The 17,734-nt window shown below is 53.2% G+C and carries 15 protein-coding genes; 11 read left to right on the top strand and 4 right to left on the bottom strand.

Annotated elements, in window-relative coordinates; genetic code table 11:
• Nucleotides 1–109: 109 nt before the first annotated feature.
• The 5 genes from phoB (at nt 110) to proY (ending at nt 7,101) form a co-directional block, all read left to right on the top strand.
• Nucleotides 110–799: a phosphate response regulator transcription factor PhoB gene (gene phoB, locus BS640_RS03990; protein ID WP_017489843.1), complete on the top strand. Its 690-nt coding sequence runs from the start codon at nt 110–112 to the stop codon at nt 797–799.
• Between the two features lie 86 nt (nt 800–885).
• Nucleotides 886–2,205 carry a phosphate regulon sensor histidine kinase PhoR gene (phoR, locus tag BS640_RS03985; protein ID WP_084911962.1) on the top strand — a complete coding sequence of 440 codons (1,320 nt, stop codon included), beginning with the start codon at nt 886–888 and terminating at the stop codon, nt 2,203–2,205.
• Nucleotides 2,206–2,513: 308 nt separating this feature from the next.
• On the top strand, nt 2,514–3,614 hold the full coding sequence (locus BS640_RS03980) for a cobalamin-independent methionine synthase II family protein (RefSeq protein ID WP_017489841.1): 1,101 nt from the start codon (nt 2,514–2,516) through the stop codon (nt 3,612–3,614).
• Between the two features lie 615 nt (nt 3,615–4,229).
• On the top strand, nt 4,230–5,549 hold the full coding sequence (gene brnQ / locus BS640_RS03975) for a branched-chain amino acid transport system II carrier protein (protein ID WP_084911960.1): 1,320 nt from the start codon (nt 4,230–4,232) through the stop codon (nt 5,547–5,549).
• 163 nt (nt 5,550–5,712) lie between these two features.
• Complete coding sequence (proY, locus tag BS640_RS03970; protein ID WP_026110246.1) at nt 5,713–7,101, top strand: proline-specific permease ProY; 1,389 nt, start codon at nt 5,713–5,715, stop codon at nt 7,099–7,101.
• A gap of 122 nt (nt 7,102–7,223) precedes the next feature.
• On the opposite strand, the gene ggt is transcribed toward proY, so the two are convergent.
• From ggt to BS640_RS03955, 3 genes are all read right to left on the bottom strand, one after another.
• The gene (gene ggt, locus BS640_RS03965) at nt 7,224–8,999 is read right to left on the bottom strand and encodes a gamma-glutamyltransferase (RefSeq protein WP_017489838.1); all 1,776 of its coding nucleotides are present in this window, start codon (nt 8,997–8,999) and stop codon (nt 7,224–7,226) included.
• 231 nt (nt 9,000–9,230) lie between these two features.
• Nucleotides 9,231–9,833, bottom strand: coding sequence for a peroxiredoxin C (locus BS640_RS03960; protein WP_017489837.1), 603 nt, complete (start codon nt 9,831–9,833; stop codon nt 9,231–9,233).
• A gap of 129 nt (nt 9,834–9,962) precedes the next feature.
• The gene (locus BS640_RS03955) at nt 9,963–10,544 is read right to left on the bottom strand and encodes an ACP phosphodiesterase (RefSeq protein ID WP_017489836.1); all 582 of its coding nucleotides are present in this window, start codon (nt 10,542–10,544) and stop codon (nt 9,963–9,965) included.
• 268 nt (nt 10,545–10,812) lie between these two features.
• Between BS640_RS03955 and queA the strand changes: the two genes are divergently transcribed.
• The 5 genes from queA to secF all read left to right on the top strand — a co-directional run bounded on the left by queA (nt 10,813) and on the right by secF (nt 16,465).
• Complete coding sequence (gene queA, locus BS640_RS03950) at nt 10,813–11,883, top strand: tRNA preQ1(34) S-adenosylmethionine ribosyltransferase-isomerase QueA (protein WP_017489835.1); 1,071 nt, start codon at nt 10,813–10,815, stop codon at nt 11,881–11,883.
• A gap of 147 nt (nt 11,884–12,030) precedes the next feature.
• Entirely contained in the window at nt 12,031–13,155 is a 1,125-nt protein-coding gene (gene tgt / locus BS640_RS03945) for a tRNA guanosine(34) transglycosylase Tgt (protein WP_017489834.1), read from the top strand.
• A 117-nt stretch (nt 13,156–13,272) separates the two neighbouring features.
• Nucleotides 13,273–13,605 carry a preprotein translocase subunit YajC gene (yajC, locus tag BS640_RS03940; RefSeq protein WP_017489833.1) on the top strand — a complete coding sequence of 111 codons (333 nt, stop codon included), beginning with the start codon at nt 13,273–13,275 and terminating at the stop codon, nt 13,603–13,605.
• A gap of 27 nt (nt 13,606–13,632) precedes the next feature.
• Entirely contained in the window at nt 13,633–15,480 is a 1,848-nt protein-coding gene (secD, locus tag BS640_RS03935; RefSeq protein ID WP_084911957.1) for a protein translocase subunit SecD, read from the top strand.
• 70 nt (nt 15,481–15,550) lie between these two features.
• Nucleotides 15,551–16,465, top strand: a complete 915-nt coding sequence (gene secF / locus BS640_RS03930; protein WP_051040038.1) for a protein translocase subunit SecF — start codon at nt 15,551–15,553, stop codon at nt 16,463–16,465.
• A gap of 95 nt (nt 16,466–16,560) precedes the next feature.
• On the opposite strand, the gene BS640_RS03925 is transcribed toward secF, so the two are convergent.
• Nucleotides 16,561–17,124, bottom strand: a complete 564-nt coding sequence (locus BS640_RS03925; protein WP_017489831.1) for a DUF3251 domain-containing protein — start codon at nt 17,122–17,124, stop codon at nt 16,561–16,563.
• Between the two features lie 150 nt (nt 17,125–17,274).
• Between BS640_RS03925 and nrdR the strand changes: the two genes are divergently transcribed.
• Entirely contained in the window at nt 17,275–17,724 is a 450-nt protein-coding gene (gene nrdR, locus BS640_RS03920; RefSeq protein WP_009638660.1) for a transcriptional regulator NrdR, read from the top strand.
• Nucleotides 17,725–17,734: the final 10 nt, after the last annotated feature.

Below are 17,734 nucleotides of genomic sequence, written 5' to 3'. Positions count from 1 at the left end.
TACACTTAAACGCAGCGTAAATTCTTTTCATAAATCTGTCACAAAAGTGACGCATAATGACGCCCGAAATCAAAATTAAGTTCGCTAACTTATTTGGCAGGCTATCAAAATGGCTAGACGCATATTAGTTGTGGAAGACGAAGCACCGATCCGTGAAATGGTTTGTTTTGTGCTTGAGCAGAATGGTTATCAGGCCATTGAAGCTGAAGATTTCGACTCGGCGGTCAATCGTCTGATTGAACCTTACCCTGAGTTAATTTTGCTGGATTGGATGTTGCCCGGTGGGTCAGGCATTCAGTTTATCAAACACCTTAAACGCGAAGCGCTGACCCGAGATATTCCGGTGATGATGCTCACCGCAAGAGGTGAAGAGGAAGACCGTGTGCGTGGGCTCGAAGTCGGCGCCGATGATTACATTACCAAACCCTTCTCTCCCAAAGAGCTGGTGGCCCGTATTAAGGCCGTTATGCGCCGCATCTCTCCAATGGCGGTCGAGGAAGTCATTGATATGCAAGGCCTTAGCCTTGACCCATCCTCGCATCGCGTTATGGCGAACGAGCTGGCGTTGGACATGGGCCCAACCGAATTCAAACTGCTGCACTTCTTCATGACGCACTCTGAGCGCGTCTATAGCCGTGAACAGTTGCTCAATAACGTCTGGGGCACTAACGTTTATGTAGAGGATCGCACGGTTGATGTGCATATCCGTCGCCTGCGTAAAGCGTTGGAAACCAGTGGGCACGACCGCATGATCCAGACGGTTCGCGGAACAGGCTACAGGTTCTCGACTCGCTACTAATACCCTTCATCTTTCATGTTGCAGATGCGCAGGCAACATGAAAGATATTGGGTAGGCATCTCTATCACTCACAGCGGAGATACTGTGTGTTAGAACGATTATCCTGGAGGCGTCTGGCTGGTGAACTGTTTATGTTCTGCTGTCCTGCGCTTATCCTCGCCATTTTTATTGGTTATCTGCCCTGGCTGCTGCTGGCTTCCGTGCTAGCGGCGTTGGGTTGGAACTATTTTAACCAACTAAAGCTTTCCCACTGGCTGTGGCTCGATCGCAGCATTACCCCTCCTAGTGGACTATGGAGCTGGGAACCGCTGTTCTATGGCCTTAATCAGATGCAGATGCGAAATCGCCGCCGGCGACGCGAGCTGGCGCTGTTGATTAAACGTTTTCGCAGCGGGGCGGAATCGCTCCCTGATGCCGTGGTATTGACCACCGAAGAGGGCAATATTTTCTGGTGTAACGGCCTGGCTCAGGAGCTTCTGGGCTTCCGCTGGCCGGAAGACAACGGCCAGCACCTGTTTAACCTGCTGCGCTATCCTGAACTGCGTGTTTGGGTGCAGAGTCGAGATTTTACCCGCCCGCTGACGCTGCACCTTAATAATGAGCACTACGTCGAGTTTCGAATCATGCCGTATTCGGAAGGACAACTGCTAATGGTGGCCCGCGACGTGACGCAAATGCGCCAGCTCGAAGGGGCCAGACGCAACTTCTTCGCCAACGTGAGCCACGAGCTACGCACACCGTTGACCGTCTTGCAGGGCTATCTGGAGATGATGGACGATTCCACGCTGGAGGAGCCTTTCCGGAGCAAGGCACTGGACACTATGCAGGAGCAGACGCGGCGGATGGACGGTTTGGTCAAACAGCTGCTGACGCTATCGCGCATCGAGGCTGCCACCAATATCGATCTACAGGAAAAAGTCGATATCCCGGGCATGCTGGGCATGCTGGAGCACGAGGTTGCTGCGCTGAGCGCTGGACGCCACGAAATCGTGTTCAAGATTAACGAACATCTCAAGGTGTTTGGCAACGACGAGCAGCTGCGCAGTGCGGTATCGAATCTGGTGTATAACTCGGTGAACCATACGCCGCCCGGCACGCGCATTGAGGTGAGCTGGCAGCAGACGGCGCAGGGCGCACAGTTTCAGGTCAGTGACAACGGGCCGGGCATTGCTCCGCAGCATATTCCGCGTCTCACCGAGCGATTCTATCGGGTAGACAAGGCGCGTTCGCGTCAGACCGGTGGCAGCGGCCTCGGGCTGGCTATCGTGAAGCACGCACTGAGCCATCATCATTCCCGTCTGGATATTGACAGTGAGGTCGGTGTCGGTACCCGCTTTATGTTCACGCTGCCTAACCGGCTGATAGTCACTAACGCACCCGCTGAGAACCAGCGTGTTAAGCACTGACGCTTACCTTAAACGGGCCTTTGATGGCCCGTTTTCTTTTTCACTCTCCCGCAAAATGCCTCGTCGATTTCATTCAAAATGAAATCATCACACGTGATCATGAATATTTTTCAAGTGATGTGAAAATTACTCGTTTTGTGATGAAGACTATTCATGGCAGCATAGCCTTTAAGCCGTTTAGACATCCAGAAGTCTATATATCACTCAAAGTAACTATTCACATTGTGAACTAACTCGCTTTGACCTTGGGCTACCCTTTAATTAATTGCAGCGGCGTAACGCGCCGAAGCGTTTGTCAGGAGTTGAAAATGTCACAGCCAAACCCAGTCTATCGTGCCGAAGTTGTTGGTAGCTTCCTGCGTCCGGAAGCACTGAAAAAAGCCCGTCAGCAGTTCAAAGACGGTGAAATCGATGCGCAGCAGCTGCGTGCGGTGGAAGACACCGAAATCCGTCGTGTGGTAGAACAGCAGCGCGAAGCCGGTCTGCAAGTGGTCACTGACGGCGAATTCCGCCGTGCGTGGTGGCACTTTGACTTCTTCGAAGGCCTGCAGGGCGTTGAAGGTTATGATGCAGAGCAGGGTATTCAGTTCAACGGCGTGCAGACTAAATCACGCAGCATCAAAGTGGTCGATAAGATTGCCTTTGGCGACCACCCAATGCTGGAGCATTTTCATTTCCTGAAAAGCATCAGCGGCGACGCGGTAGCGAAGATGACCATTCCTAGCCCAAGCGTGATGCACTTTCGTTATAACCGCGATGCGGTAAAAAATGTATATCCAAACCTGGAAGACTACTTTGACGATCTGGCGCAGGTTTACCGTGACGCGATTAAAGCCTTCTATGACGCAGGCTGCCGTTACCTGCAGTTGGACGACACCGTCTGGGCCTACCTGTGCTCTGAAGATCAGAAGAAGCAGATTGTGGCACGCGGTGATGACCCGCAGGTGCTGGCCAAAACTTATGCGCGCGTATTAAACAAGGCGATTGAAGGCAAGCCTGACGACCTGATCATTGGTCTGCATGTGTGTCGCGGGAACTTCCGCTCAACCTGGATTTCCGAAGGCGGTTATGAGCCGGTAGCCGAAATCTTATTCGGTACCGTGAACATCGACCGTTTCTTCCTGGAATACGACAACGAACGTGCAGGCGGCTTCGAGCCTCTACGCTTCATCAAGCCGGGTCACCAGCAGGCAGTACTGGGCCTGATTACCACCAAAACCGGTGAGCTAGAGCAGGCGAAAGACGTGGAAGCACGTATCAAGGAAGCGAGCGAATATCTAGACATCAACCAGATCTGCCTAAGCCCGCAGTGTGGCTTCGCTTCTACCGAAGAAGGTAACAGTCTGAGCGAGAAGCAACAGTGGGATAAGCTGAAGCTAGTGGTCGATTTAGCCGCTAAGATTTGGTAAAGCTTGATCTTTCGAGCTACAGCGGCGTTCGCTTCCTTCGCTCACCCCAGTCACTTACTGATGTAAGTTCCTGGGGATGAGCTTAGTCGCTGCCTTGCGGTAGCTCGAAATCTCTGCGCTTTGTCTACGCTTTAATAGTGCAGGGAGATCAAAAACTTGGCTATTGCAAATTGAGTTGTTGCGTAATGGTTAAGAATGCACCGCATAATTGTGCGTGAATTGGCTATAAATTGGTTGTTTCACGCACTTTTCATTTCATTAAAGCTTAAAATAGTCATTTGTCGCTCAAAAAACATACGCATCATGTGGTGATTTTGTGTCTATATCCAGTTAATCTCTCTGTTGTGCCTTTTAAATCCAGTTGATGACTCTGCTTTTGGGATCAAGACTTGCCTTCATGCACTATAAAAGCGTACCTTAGCGCCGCTGCCACTCGCACAACCCCTGCATAATAACGTCGTTTTTTAACATATCGTCAGGCGTTTTCAGCTCACTCTCGTACGTTGGATTGGGCCACTTGCGCCATCCAGGGTTCAGGGATTCTCCTCGGAATTTGAGCCGAGTGTCAGCATCGGACACTTTTATTCATTTTGCACAGGCATCACGACATCCATCATGAGTCATCGTTTAACAACCAAAGATATTCTGGCACTGGGCTTTATGACCTTTGCCTTATTCGTCGGCGCGGGGAACATCATTTTCCCACCGATGGTCGGTTTGCAGGCTGGCCACCACGTTTGGTGGGCGGCATTCGGCTTTATGATTACTGCCGTGGGCCTACCGGTCATGACCGTGGTCGCGCTGGCTCGCGTGGGTGGCGGTATCGACGCGCTGAGTACGCCAATTGGCCGTAAAGCCGGTCTGCTACTGGCCACCGTCTGCTATCTGGCCGTCGGGCCGTTGTTTGCCACGCCGCGCACCGCGACCGTTTCTTTTGAAGTCGGTATCGCTCCACTGACCGGTGACGGTGCAACCCCTCTGCTGGTTTACAGCCTGATTTACTTTGTGCTGGTCATCGGCATCTCCCTCTATCCGGGTCGTCTGCTCGATACCGTTGGGCACGTTCTGGCACCGCTGAAAATTGCTGCTCTGGCTGTTCTGGGTATTGCCGCCGTCCTGTGGCCTGCCGGTCAGCCACTGCCTGCCACCGAAGCCTACCAGACCCAGCCGTTCTCAAACGGTTTCGTGAACGGTTATCTGACCATGGACACCCTGGGTGCGCTGGTATTCGGCATTGTTATCGTTAACGCGGCGCGTTCTCGCGGCGTGAAAGACGCCAAACTGCTGACCCGTTACACCATCTGGGCGGGCCTGATTGCCGGTGTGGGCCTGCTGCTGGTATACCTCAGCCTGTTCAAAATGGGTGAGAATACCGCCTCCCTGGTGCCTCAGGCCCAGAACGGTGCGGTTATTCTGCACAGCTACGTTCAGCAAACCTTTGGTGGCATCGGCAGCTTCTTCCTGGCGGCGCTTATCTTTATCGCCTGTATGGTCACGGCTGTTGGCCTGACCTGTGCCTGCGCCGAGTTCTTCTCACAGTATCTGCCGCTGTCTTACAAGACGCTGGTATTTATTCTGGGCCTGTTCTCTATGCTGGTTTCAAACCTGGGTCTGAGCCACCTGATCCAGATTTCTATTCCGGTGCTGACCGCCATTTATCCGCCGTGTATTGTTCTGATTGTCCTGAGCTTTACACTGCGCTGGTGGAATAGCTCGTCGCGTATTATCGCGCCGGTAATGCTGGTGAGTCTGATTTTCGGTATCATCGACGGCATCAAGACTTCAACGTTTGCCACCATGCTGCCTGCATGGACCACGAAATTGCCACTGGCAGAGCAGGGACTGGCGTGGTTACCGCCGTCCATTCTGATGCTGGTGCTGGTTGCGGTTTACGACAAGGTGTGCGGTGAGCGTAAAGTGACAGCGCATCAGTAATGAGCGCTAACTGTCTGCCATATAATCAGTGGCAACAGCGTTGATTAAGCTTTCGCCAATTTAGGCCACGGAATTGTTTCCGTGGCTTTTTCGTTGGCACAGGGGGATGGAATTTCTCCATCATCTCGTTTTTAGACCGCGCTTTATGATTTGGAATTTTTGAATGCAACACTCTCTAGATACACAGTCGGCTGAGACACCCTCAACTTCGCTTAAACGCGGACTGAGCACCCGACATATTCGCTTTATGGCGTTGGGGTCGGCTATCGGTACTGGCCTGTTCTACGGCTCGGCTGACGCTATTAAAATGGCAGGCCCAAGCGTGCTGCTGGCTTATCTGGTCGGCGGGATTATTGCTTTTATCATTATGCGCGCGCTGGGCGAGATGTCGGTGAATAACCCCCAGACCGGCTCGTTTTCACGCTATGCACAGGATTACCTGGGGCCGCTGGCTGGCTACATCACCGGCTGGACTTACTGCTTCGAAATTCTGATTGTCGGCATCGCCGACGTGACGGCCTTCGGCATCTACATGGGGGTCTGGTTCCCCGACGTACCGCACTGGATGTGGGTGCTCAGCGTAGTGCTCATCATCGGCGGTATCAACATGATGAGCGTCAAGGTGTTCGGTGAGCTGGAGTTCTGGTTCTCGTTCTTCAAAGTTCTGACCATCATCGTGATGATTGCAGCCGGTCTGGGCATCATTATCTGGGGTATTGGCAACGGCGGTCACCCGACCGGCATCAGCAACCTGTGGAGCCACGGTGGATTCTTTAGCCACGGTATCATGGGGACCATACTGTCATTACAAATGGTGATGTTTGCCTACGGCGGTATCGAAATCATCGGTATCACAGCCGGTGAAGCGGAAGACCCAAAGAAAACCATTCCTAAAGCCATCAACTCCGTGCCATGGCGTATTTTGGTTTTCTACATGGGAACACTGTTTGTTATCATGTCCATCTTCCCATGGAACCTGGTCGGGACGCAGGGCAGTCCGTTCGTACTGACCTTCCAGCATATGGGCATCGCTGCCGCCGCGACGATTCTTAACTTTGTGGTCATCACCGCGTCGCTATCGGCAATTAACGCCGATATCTTTGGCGTGGGCCGAATGCTGCACGGCATGGCGGTACAGGGGCAGGCGCCTCAGGTGTTCAGCAAAGTTTCCCGCCGCGGTACGCCGTTTATGACGGTTATCGTGATGATGGCTGCACTGCTGGTTGCGGTGTACTTGAACTACATCATGCCGGAAAGCGTGTTCCTGGTGATTGCCTCGTTGGCTACCTTTGCCACCGTGTGGGTATGGATAATGATTCTGTTCTCGCAGATTGGCTTCCGCCTCAAGCTGAGCCGTCAGCAGATTGCCGAGCTGGAATTCCCGATGCGCGGCGGTATCTTCACCTCGATTGTGGCCATCATCTTCCTGTTCTTCATCATCGGACTGATTGGTTACTTCCCAGATACCCGTATGTCGCTCTACGCGGGCGGTGTTTGGGTTCTGGCGCTGCTGGTGAGCTACTGGATTAAATCGCGCAACAAAGCCGGATAACGGCGCTAACACGGCAATAAGAAAGGGAGGTAAGCAAGTGCTTACCTCCCTTTTTAACATGGCTTATCGGGTCATCTATGTTGCTGTGATTAGGGAGCGCACCCCATAGCGCGCGCGGCCAATCAGTAACCGATCGCCGCGCCCGCAGGACGACGTACGTCGTTGGCACCGTACAGATAGCCTTCGCGCACTTTTCCCGATACCGCCGCATCATTACCCGAACTCTGCGGGGTCACGCCCGCCGCACCCGGCAACCCGACCATAATCAGCTCCGCTGCTCCCCAAGGGGTCTGCTCGACCATCTTGTAGCCCATCTTCTGCAGCAGGTTGAGGCTGTCGGCCGACACCCCGCGCTGCTCGTAATAGACCTCGTCAGGCAGCCACTGGTGGTGAATGCGCGGGGCGTTGACCGCTTCCTGTGGAGGCATGCCGTAGTCAATCACGTTAAGCGCCGTTTCCAGCGTGATGGTGATGATGCGAGACCCGCCCGGTGAACCGAGAACCATAAAGGTTTTGCCGTCTTTAGTGATTAAACTCGGGCTCATCGATGATAGTGGGCGCTTACCGGGGGCAATGGCGTTCTTGCTGCCCTGCACCAGACCATACATGTTTTTCTCACCGACCTTGCTGGTGAAATCGTCCATCTCGTCGTTAAGGAAGAAGCCGGTACCCGGTGCAATCTCTATTGAACCAAACAGACCATTAATGGTGTAAGTGGTTGAAACCGCATTGCCGTCTTTATCTACAATCGAGTAATGCGTGGTCTCAGGCTTCTCGTGCGGTTCCATGCCAGGCTGCACCTGAGAAGAAGGCGTTGCCTTATCGGCCTCAATCTTCTTGCGAATATCTGCCGCGTAGCTCTTGCTCAGCAGACGGTCGACCGGGTTCTTCACGAACGCCGGATCGCCGAGGAAGGTGTTGCGGTCCATGTAGGCATGACGCATTGCTTCAGTCAAATAGTGAATCGACGCCGCCGAGTTGAAGCCCATGCTCTTCAGGTCGTAACCTTCAAGAATATTCAAAGTTTCACACAGCGTGACGCCGCCTGAGCTCGGCGGTGGTGCAGAGACAAACTTGTAGCCGCGATAGCTACAGGTGACCGGTGCGGTTTCAGTGACCTTGTAGTTGGCAAAGTCGGCGGCGGTGATAATACCGCCGCCTTTTTTGGAGGCTGCCTCGACCGCGGCCGGGATTTTGCCTTTGTAGAAAGCGTCGGGGCCACGTTTTGAAATTGCTTCCAGCGTGTTGGCGAGGTCTTTCTGAACCAGTCGATCGCCCGGCTGCAAAGGCGTGCCGTCTTTTCTCAGGAAGATTTTCGCCACGTCAGGCTGGTCTTTGAACTTGGCCGTTTTGGTGTCGAGGATGTCGGTATCGGCGCGGGTCAGCACAAATCCTTGACGCGCGAGCTTGATGGCCGGAGCCATTACCTGGGCGCGCGTGAGTTTACCGTATTCACGCTGGGCGTGATCCAGACCCATCACCGTGCCCGGCACGCCGACGGCGAGATAACCGTACAGGCTGGCGCCTTTTTTGATATTCCCCTGTGCGTCGAGGTACATATTGGCGCTGGCAGCCGCAGGTGCCATTTCACGGAAGTTAATGAAAGTATCTTTTCCATCGGCCAGATGGACGGTCATAAAGCCGCCGCCGCCAATATTGCCGCAGCACGGGTTAACCACCGCTTCGGCATAGCCAACGGCTACTGCGGCATCAATAGCATTACCGCCTTTTTTGAGGATATCAACGCCAACCTGCGAGGCCAGGTATTGCGAAGTAACGACCATACCATTTTTGGCTTCAACTGCCGGGGCTGACGCCGCGTGCAGAGCGCCACTCACCAGCAGTGCGCCTACGGTTAATGGTACGGCTAACGGCCTTGCCCAGTGCTTTAAAGACATAACAACTCCTGTTTATACCCTGTCAGTGTGTTTTTTTGAAAAAAACGGATCCAATGAAATAACATCGGTAAGCTCTTATGTTATTTAACATTTAAGGAATAAAGGCAAGCAGGAGTATCAGCAGAAAGGCAAAAGTGTGGCGGGGCGAAAATTATCCGGGCATAAAAAAACGGCCAGCAAGGCTGACCGTTTCGGTAAAAGGGGATTGGCTGATGCCGATAATCGAAACGATTACAGGTTAACAGCGTTCTCAGACAGGTAAGCAGCAACGCCAGTTGGAGAAGCGTCCATACCTTTTTTACCTTTTTCCCACTGAGCCGGGCAAACTTCACCGTGCTCTTCGTGGAATTGCAGTGCGTCAACCATACGCAGCATTTCGTCGATGTTACGGCCCAGCGGCAGGTCGTTAACAACCTGGTGACGCACGATACCTTTATCATCGATCAGGAAAGAACCACGCAGTGCAACGCCCGCTTCTGGGTGTTCGATGCCGTAGGCTTTCTGGATTTCACGTTTAATGTCAGCAACCATCGCGTATTTCACTTTGCCGATGCCGCCATTCTCAACCGGGGTGTTACGCCATGCGTTGTGAACAAACTCAGAGTCGAAAGAAACGCCAACAACTTCAACGCCTTTAGACTGGAATTCTTCGTAACGCTTGTCGAAAGCGATCAACTCGGATGGGCACACGAAAGTGAAGTCCATTGGCCAAAAGAACACAACGGTGGCTTTACCCGCGGTATGTTTTTTAAAGTTGAAGTTTTCAACAACTTCGCCGCTGCCAAGTACAGCTGCTGCGGTAAAATCTGGGGCCGGACGCGTTACCAGAACCATAAAAACTCCTTTCTAGTATAGGTAAATGAAGAGGGGTGATGAAATCAGCGGTCAGTATAAGGGCAACGAGTAGGGGAATAAACCCCATGGGACCAATCGATCAGATAGCACTCGGCTATCAACTGTGATCTAGATCTGCTTCTCGCGCGCCTGTTGCATCATTTGCGGATAAAACTGCCAGAACTGTCGCTCTAGCTGGGCATATTCGCGCTCTACGTCATAAAAAGAGCCCGCTAAGGCTGCGAGCCTCGGGCGTCGATTGGCCATGCCTTGTAATACATCCTTAATAAAGGATAAGTCAGCATAGCGCTCCATCCAGCGCTGCGGCCAGAGGTAGAGGTTAAGGTTACGAAAACGCTCTGGGGTCTCTGCCAGGTTTGGCTCGATTTGCTGCCGACACTGGTTGATAAAGAGCGGCAGCGGCGTGTCAGGGCACAGTTTGTCCCAGTGCAGCGACAGGAAATGGTCCCATACGACGTCGAGCGTGATGGGCGCGACGCGGCGGTAATCGGCACTGAAAAACTCGCGGGCAACTTTGACTTCCGGCAGGGAGTCGGTCATCACGTCAACGCGACGATGCATGCGGATACCGTCAGTCACCGCGCTGGCGTAAAGCCCCTCGGGGTTGCCGCGAACGAAGTCGGCCATCAGGTTTCCCAATAGCGAACTGTCGGCCAATTTGGCCAGATGAAGGTGTGCGAGAAAATTCATTCCGGCAGTATAACGTCTTTATCCTGAAAATTACCCCAGGGTTTCCTGATTTATTCCGGTGAAAGCTTGCAGGGGCAACCCGCTAGCTCTAGACTAAGCCGCCTGTTTTATCCTGCAACTCTCATGCAGCAGATGCGTTGGCCACGCCCGCTCACCCTGGTCACTGACTTGAGTCACATCTTGGGGAGGGGCGAGCCTGCCGCCTTCTTGCAACGCGAGCTGTCTGGATAAAAGATTAATATCTTAAGTTAATGTGGAAATATCAGCTATGCGCGTTGCCGATTTTACGTTCGAACTTCCTGAGTCCCTGATTGCTCGCTACCCGCAAAGTCAGCGCAGCGGGTGTCGTTTACTGTCTCTGGACGGACCGACCGGAGAACTGACGCACGGTATCTTTACAGATGTGCTGGATAAACTGAACCCGGGCGACCTGCTGGTTTTCAACAATACCCGCGTTATTCCTGCGCGCGTATTCGGTCGCAAGGCGAGCGGCGGCAAGATTGAGGTGCTGGTCGAGCGCGTTCTCGATTCACACCGCGTGCTGGCACACGTTCGTGCCTCCAAAGCACCCAAGCCGGGCGCAGAACTGCTGCTGGGCGACGCCGAAAACATCAAGGCGACCATGGTCGCGCGCCACGACACGCTGTTCGAGTTGGAATTTAATGAAGATAAAGATGTCTTTACTCTGCTCGATGAAATCGGCCATATGCCGCTGCCACCTTATATCGATCGCCCGGACGAAGACGCCGACCGTGAGCTTTATCAAACGGTTTACAGCGAGCGTTTAGGCGCCGTGGCGGCGCCGACCGCTGGACTGCACTTTGATCGGCCGCTGATGGACGCGCTGAAAGAGAAAGGCGTCGAGCTGGCGTTCGTTACGCTGCACGTTGGGGCAGGCACCTTCCAGCCGGTGCGCGTCGAGACCATTGAAAAGCATGTGATGCACGCCGAGTACGCCGAGGTTCCTCAGGAAGTCGTCGATGCCGTTCTTGCCTGTAAGGCGCGCGGTAATCGCGTGGTGGCCGTAGGCACCACCTCGGTACGTTCGCTCGAGAGTGCGGCCAACGCCTGCAAAGACGGTCTTATCGCCCCTTTCTACGGTGATACCAGTATCTTTATTTTCCCAGGTTATGAATACCAGGTCATTGATGTGCTGATCACCAATTTCCACCTGCCAGAATCGACGCTGATCATGCTGGTTTCCGCGTTTGCAGGCTATAAAAATACCATTAACGCCTATCATCAGGCGGTAGCGGAAGAGTACCGTTTCTTTAGTTATGGTGATGCTATGTTCATCCACCGTAACCCGCTGGCACCACAAGAAGTGGTCGGCGAGTAGTTTTTTATCTGCCCATTGGTGGGCTATCTTTGGGAACATCCCCAAAATTATCCAAAATATTTCAACATGCAGCCCACCGCGCAGCATGTTGAAAGATAGAGGATAAAGCTATCGGACTGTTTTTCCGGTGTGGAGAAGAACGTGAAAATGAAGTACGAATTACAAACTACCGATGGCCGCGCGCGTCGTGGTCGTCTGGTGTTTGAACGTGGCGTGGTTGAAACGCCAGCCTTTATGCCTGTGGGCACCTACGGCACGGTAAAAGGCATGACGCCGGAAGAAGTCAAAGACACCGGCGCACAGATCCTGCTCGGTAACACCTTCCACCTGTGGCTGCGCCCGGGTCAGGAAATCATGAAGCTTCACGGCGACCTGCATGATTTCATGAACTGGCATGGCCCAATCCTGACCGATTCCGGCGGCTTCCAGGTGTTCAGCCTGGGCGCAATGCGCAAGATTAAAGAAGAGGGCGTGCACTTCCGCAACCCGATCAACGGCGATCCGGTGTTCCTCAGTCCTGAAAAGTCGATGGAGATTCAGAACGATCTCGGTTCTGACATCGTGATGATCTTCGACGAATGTACGCCGTATCCTGCTGACTGGGATTACGCCAAACGTTCGATGGAAATGTCCCTGCGTTGGGCAAAACGTAGTCGCGATCGCCACGACGAACTGAAAAATAACAATGCGTTATTCGGAATTATTCAGGGCAGCGTTTACGAAGATTTACGAGATGTATCGATAAAAGGGCTGGTAGATATCGGCTTTGATGGTTACGCTGTGGGCGGTTTGGCTGTCGGCGAGCCAAAAGAGGACATGCACCGTATCCTTGAGCACGTTTGTCCGCAGATTCCTGAAGACAAACCGCGCTACCTGATGGGCGTGGGCAAGCCGCAGGACTTGGTCGAAGGCGTGCGTCGCGGTGTTGATATGTTCGACTGCGTGATGCCAACGCGTAACGCCCGTAACGGACACCTGTTTGTGACCGACGGGGTGGTGAAAATCCGCAATGCCAAGCATAAAGATGACACCTCGACCCTGGATGAACACTGTGATTGCTATACGTGTCGCAATTATAGCCGTGCCTACTTGCATCATCTCGACCGTTGCAACGAAATACTGGGTGCGCGCTTAAATACCATCCACAACCTGCGTTATTATCAGCGTCTGATGGCCGGTTTACGCCAGGCTATCGAAGAAGGTAAATTAGAGCAGTTTGTGACTGAATTTTACGAGCGACAAGGCAAGCCGGTTCCGCCTTTAAACTTCTGAGGTCGAGCAAGAGATCCTCTTTCTCCTTAGAGTAAGAGGATTTGACTGTTCGGCGGCAAAGATTTTTTTTAGTATTTTATTAACAACTTGTTTTATAACAACAATGAGGGAATTTAAATGAGTCTTTTCATTTCTGATGCCGTCGCAGCTACTGGCGCACCGTCACAGGGAAGTCCTTACTCTCTGGTTATCATGCTGGTGGTATTTGGTCTGATTTTCTATTTCATGATCCTGCGCCCGCAGCAAAAACGTTCTAAAGAGCACAAAAAACTGATGGACTCCATCGGTAAAGGTGATGAAGTCATGACAACCGGCGGTCTGATCGGTCGCGTAAGCAAAGTAGCCGAAACCGGTTACGTTGTTATCGCGCTGAACGACACCACGGAAGTGATGATCAAGCGTGACTTCGTGGCTGCCGTTCTGCCGAAAGGTACGATGAAGGCGCTTTAATTTTTGATTTTCCCGAAGGGAACTGCCGTGTTAAACCGTTATCCTTTGTGGAAGTATCTGATGCTGATCTTCGTGATTATCGTCGGACTGCTTTATGCGCTTCCCAACCTTTATGGTGAGGATCCGGCTGTTCAAATTACTGGCGCTCGGGGTTCCGACGCCAGTGTTGCAACGCTGGACCAAGTCAGAGATGTACTGAATAAAGATAAACTCGTCAGCAAGTCTATTGCGCTAGAAAACGGCTCAATCCTTGCGCGATTCAATGACACCGACGTTCAGCTGCGTGCCCGCGATGCCCTCACCGCGGCGCTGGGTGACAAATTTGTTATTGCACTGAACCTGGCTCCTGCGACGCCTTCTTGGCTGACCATGCTGGGTGCCGAGCCTATGAAACTGGGCCTCGACCTGCGCGGCGGCGTGCACTTCCTGATGGAAGTCGACATGGATACTGCACTGGGCAAACTGCAAGAGCAGACCATGGACAACATGCGTAGCGACCTGCGTGACCAGAGCATTCCTTATGCCACGGTTCGTAAGGCCGACAACTACGGCGTGGTGCTGACTTTCCGTGATTCCGCGACCCGCGACAAAGCTGCAGGCTATCTGGCGCCTCGCCATCGTGACCTGGTATTCACCAACAGCGGTGACAACGATATCCGTATCGTGATGACCGATGACCGCCTGAGCGAAGCCAAAGAGTACGCCGTACAGCAGAACATCAACATTCTGCGTAACCGTGTGAACCAGCTGGGTGTTGCCGAGCCGTTGGTACAGCGTCAGGGTTCTGACCGTATCGTCGTCGAGCTGCCGGGTATTCAGGACACGGCGCGTGCCAAAGAGATTCTGGGTGCGACCGCAACGCTTGAGTTCCGTCTGGTTAACACCAACGTTGACGCTACTGCAGCGGCCAGCGGACGTGTCCCTGGCGACAGCGAAGTCAAGCTGATGCAGGACGGCCAGCCGGTTGTGCTGTACAAGCGCGTGATTTTGACCGGTGACCACATCACCGACTCCACCTCAAGTCAGGACGAATATAACCAACCCCAGGTTAATATTTCCCTCGACAGCGCGGGCGGTAACATCATGTCCAACTTCACTAAGGACAACATCGGCAAGCCGATGGCGACCCTGTTTGTGGAGTACAAGGACAGCGGCAAGAAAGACGCTAACGGTCGTGCCATTCTGGCGAAGCAGGAAGAAGTTATTAACGTCGCGACCATTCAGTCACGCCTGGGTAACAGCTTCCGTATCACCGGTGTGAACGATCCAAATCAGGCTCGTCAGCTGTCACTGCTGCTGCGCGCCGGTGCGTTGATTGCGCCAATTCAGATTGTTGAAGAGCGGACCATCGGTCCAACCATGGGTGCGCAAAACATTACTCAGGGTCTGGAAGCTTGTCTGTGGGGCCTGCTGGCATCAATCCTGTTCATGGTGGTGTTCTACCGTAAGTTTGGTGTGATTGCGACAACCGCGCTTATCGTCAACCTGGTGCTGATTGTCGGGATCATGTCCCTGCTGCCGGGCGCGACGCTGACCATGCCGGGTATTGCGGGTATCGTACTGACGCTGGCGGTGGCGGTTGACGCCAACGTACTGATTAACGAGCGTATCAAGGAAGAACTGCGTAACGGGCGTTCCGTTCAGCAGGCCATCCATGAGGGCTACAGCGGTGCGTTCTCCAGTATCGTCGATGCAAACGTCACGACGTTGATCACGGCAATTATTCTGTATGCGGTCGGTACGGGATCGATTAAGGGCTTTGCAATCACCACCGCTATCGGTGTTGCAACCTCTATGTTTACGTCGATCGTCGGTACACGTGCCATCGTCAACATGCTTTACGGCGGCAAACGCATCAAAAAGCTGTCTATCTGAGGAGTGCGTTGTGGCACAGCAAGAATATACTGTTGAACAACTAAACTACGGCCGTAAAGTCATCGACTTCATGCGCTGGGACAACGTGGCTTTCTGTATCTCAGGCCTGTTGTTAATCGCCTCTATCGCGATTATGGGTGTTCGCGGGTTTAACTGGGGTCTGGACTTTACCGGTGGTACGGTCATTGAAATCACCCTGTCTCAGCCCGCTAATCTCGACACTATGCGAGATTCGCTGGCGACGGCCGGTTTCAAAGACCCGATCGTGCAGAACTTCGGCAGCAGCCGTGACGTGGTAGTTCGTTTACCACCGCTGTCTTCCGACAGTGCCGGTCAGGAACTGGGTAACAAGGTCATCAGCCTGATTAACGCCGATGTTGACAAAACCGCGACCGTTAAACGTATCGAGTTTGTCGGCCCAAGCGTCGGGAGTGATCTGGCGCAGGCCGGTGGCATGGCGCTGCTGCTTGCGTTGATCTGTATCCTGATTTACGTCGGTTTCCGTTTTGAATGGCGACTGGCGTTGGGGGCGGTTATCGCACTGGCGCACGACGTCGTCATTACTATGGGCGTGCTGTCGCTGTTTAAGATTGAAATTGACCTGACCATCGTGGCATCTCTGATGTCGGTCATCGGTTACTCTCTGAACGACAGTATCGTGGTATCGGACCGTATTCGTGAGAACTTCCGCAAGATCCGCCGCGGTAACTCTTACGAAATCATGAACGTGTCCCTGACCCAAACGCTAAGCCGCACCATCATGACCTCGGCGACCACGCTGATGGTTGTGCTGATGCTTTACATCTTCGGGGGTCCTCTGCTTGCAGGCTTCTCACTGACGATGTTGATTGGTGTGACCATCGGTACCGTTTCTTCAATCTATGTTGCCTCTGCGCTGGCTCTGAAGCTGGGCATGAAGCGTGAACATATGCTGCAGCAGAAGGTCGAGAAGGAAGGGGCGGATCAGCCCTCACTTCTTCCTTAAGCACGGCAGGCCCCTCGCAGGAAGGGTCGATTGATTTGATGTAAAAAAAAGCCTCGCAGTTCGCTGCGAGGCTTTTTTATTGGGCAAAAGCGGCGTTAGGGTTTGGCGTCCGCATTGCCTTCTGGAATCAGCGTCAGGTGGTGCAGGTGAACGAATCCCAGCGTTTCTGGTGTGATATTGCTAAAGCGTACTTCGGTGGTCTGCTCGCTCGACGGAAGCAGTCTCGGAGTAACGGTAATAACCTGAGACTGCATATCGACGGTCAGCGGCTTGCCGGTCACCTGGTCAATCTGACCCCAGTCGACGACGGCGCTGAAGGCAGGCAGCGCTTTGCCCGAGGTAGACTTAATTTTTAATACAGCGCTGGTGCCGGTACTGTCTTGCGCAATCGAGTCCAGTGAAAGGCTCAGTTGGGCAAAATCGGTGTTCAGTAGGGCAGGTGTTTTGGCCTGCGGCAGCAAATAGACACCGTTGGTAGACTGGCGATTGAGCGTAGTCTGATGCTCAAGCGCACCCGCGAGATCGGTCAGACGATCAAGTTTCTGATTCAGCTGATTAACTTCGGTCGTCAGGGTCGATACTTCAGGATTTTGCGCCGCACATCCAGCCAAACTGAACAGGGCGGTTAAGGCGAGAATGGCACGATAAGAGGGAGTCATTGACCTGATGTCCTTTATTCAGATTTCTATACTGATACAAGAGTTAGTGCCAAAGTTTATCACGATAGTGCGCCGACGTTGCGACAGCCTTTGTTGTCGCGGCACTTCGGGGTAAACTACTGTCCAGATAATATCCGAGCAGGAAGTTCTATGCATTGTCCATTTTGTGCCGCCGTTGACACGAAAGTTATAGATTCACGCCTGGTGGGCGATGGATCACAGGTCCGCCGCCGTCGCCAGTGTCTGGTATGCAGCGAGCGCTTCACCACCTTTGAGGTGGCAGAGCTCGTGATGCCGCGGGTTATCAAGAGTAACGAGGTCCGTGAACCGTTTAATGAAGATAAACTTCGTAGCGGTTTCCTCAAGGCGCTCGAGAAGCGGCCGGTCAGCTCGGACGACGTTGAAATGGCGATCAGCCATATCAAATCTCAGCTTCGCGCCACCGGAGAGCGTGAAGTGCCTGCCAAAATGATTGGTAATCTGGTGATGGACGCATTGAAAGGCCTCGATAAAGTGGCCTATATCCGCTTTGCGTCCGTTTATCGCAGCTTTGAAGACATCCGTGAGTTCGGCGAAGAGATCGCGCGACTTCAGGATTAATCCCGCTACT

It is taken from the genome of Rouxiella badensis (genome assembly GCF_002093665.1).
Lineage (GTDB): Bacteria > Pseudomonadota > Gammaproteobacteria > Enterobacterales > Enterobacteriaceae > Rouxiella > Rouxiella badensis.
Note: the sequence above shows the minus strand (reverse complement) of the source record. Positions and strands in the feature narration are given on the sequence as shown.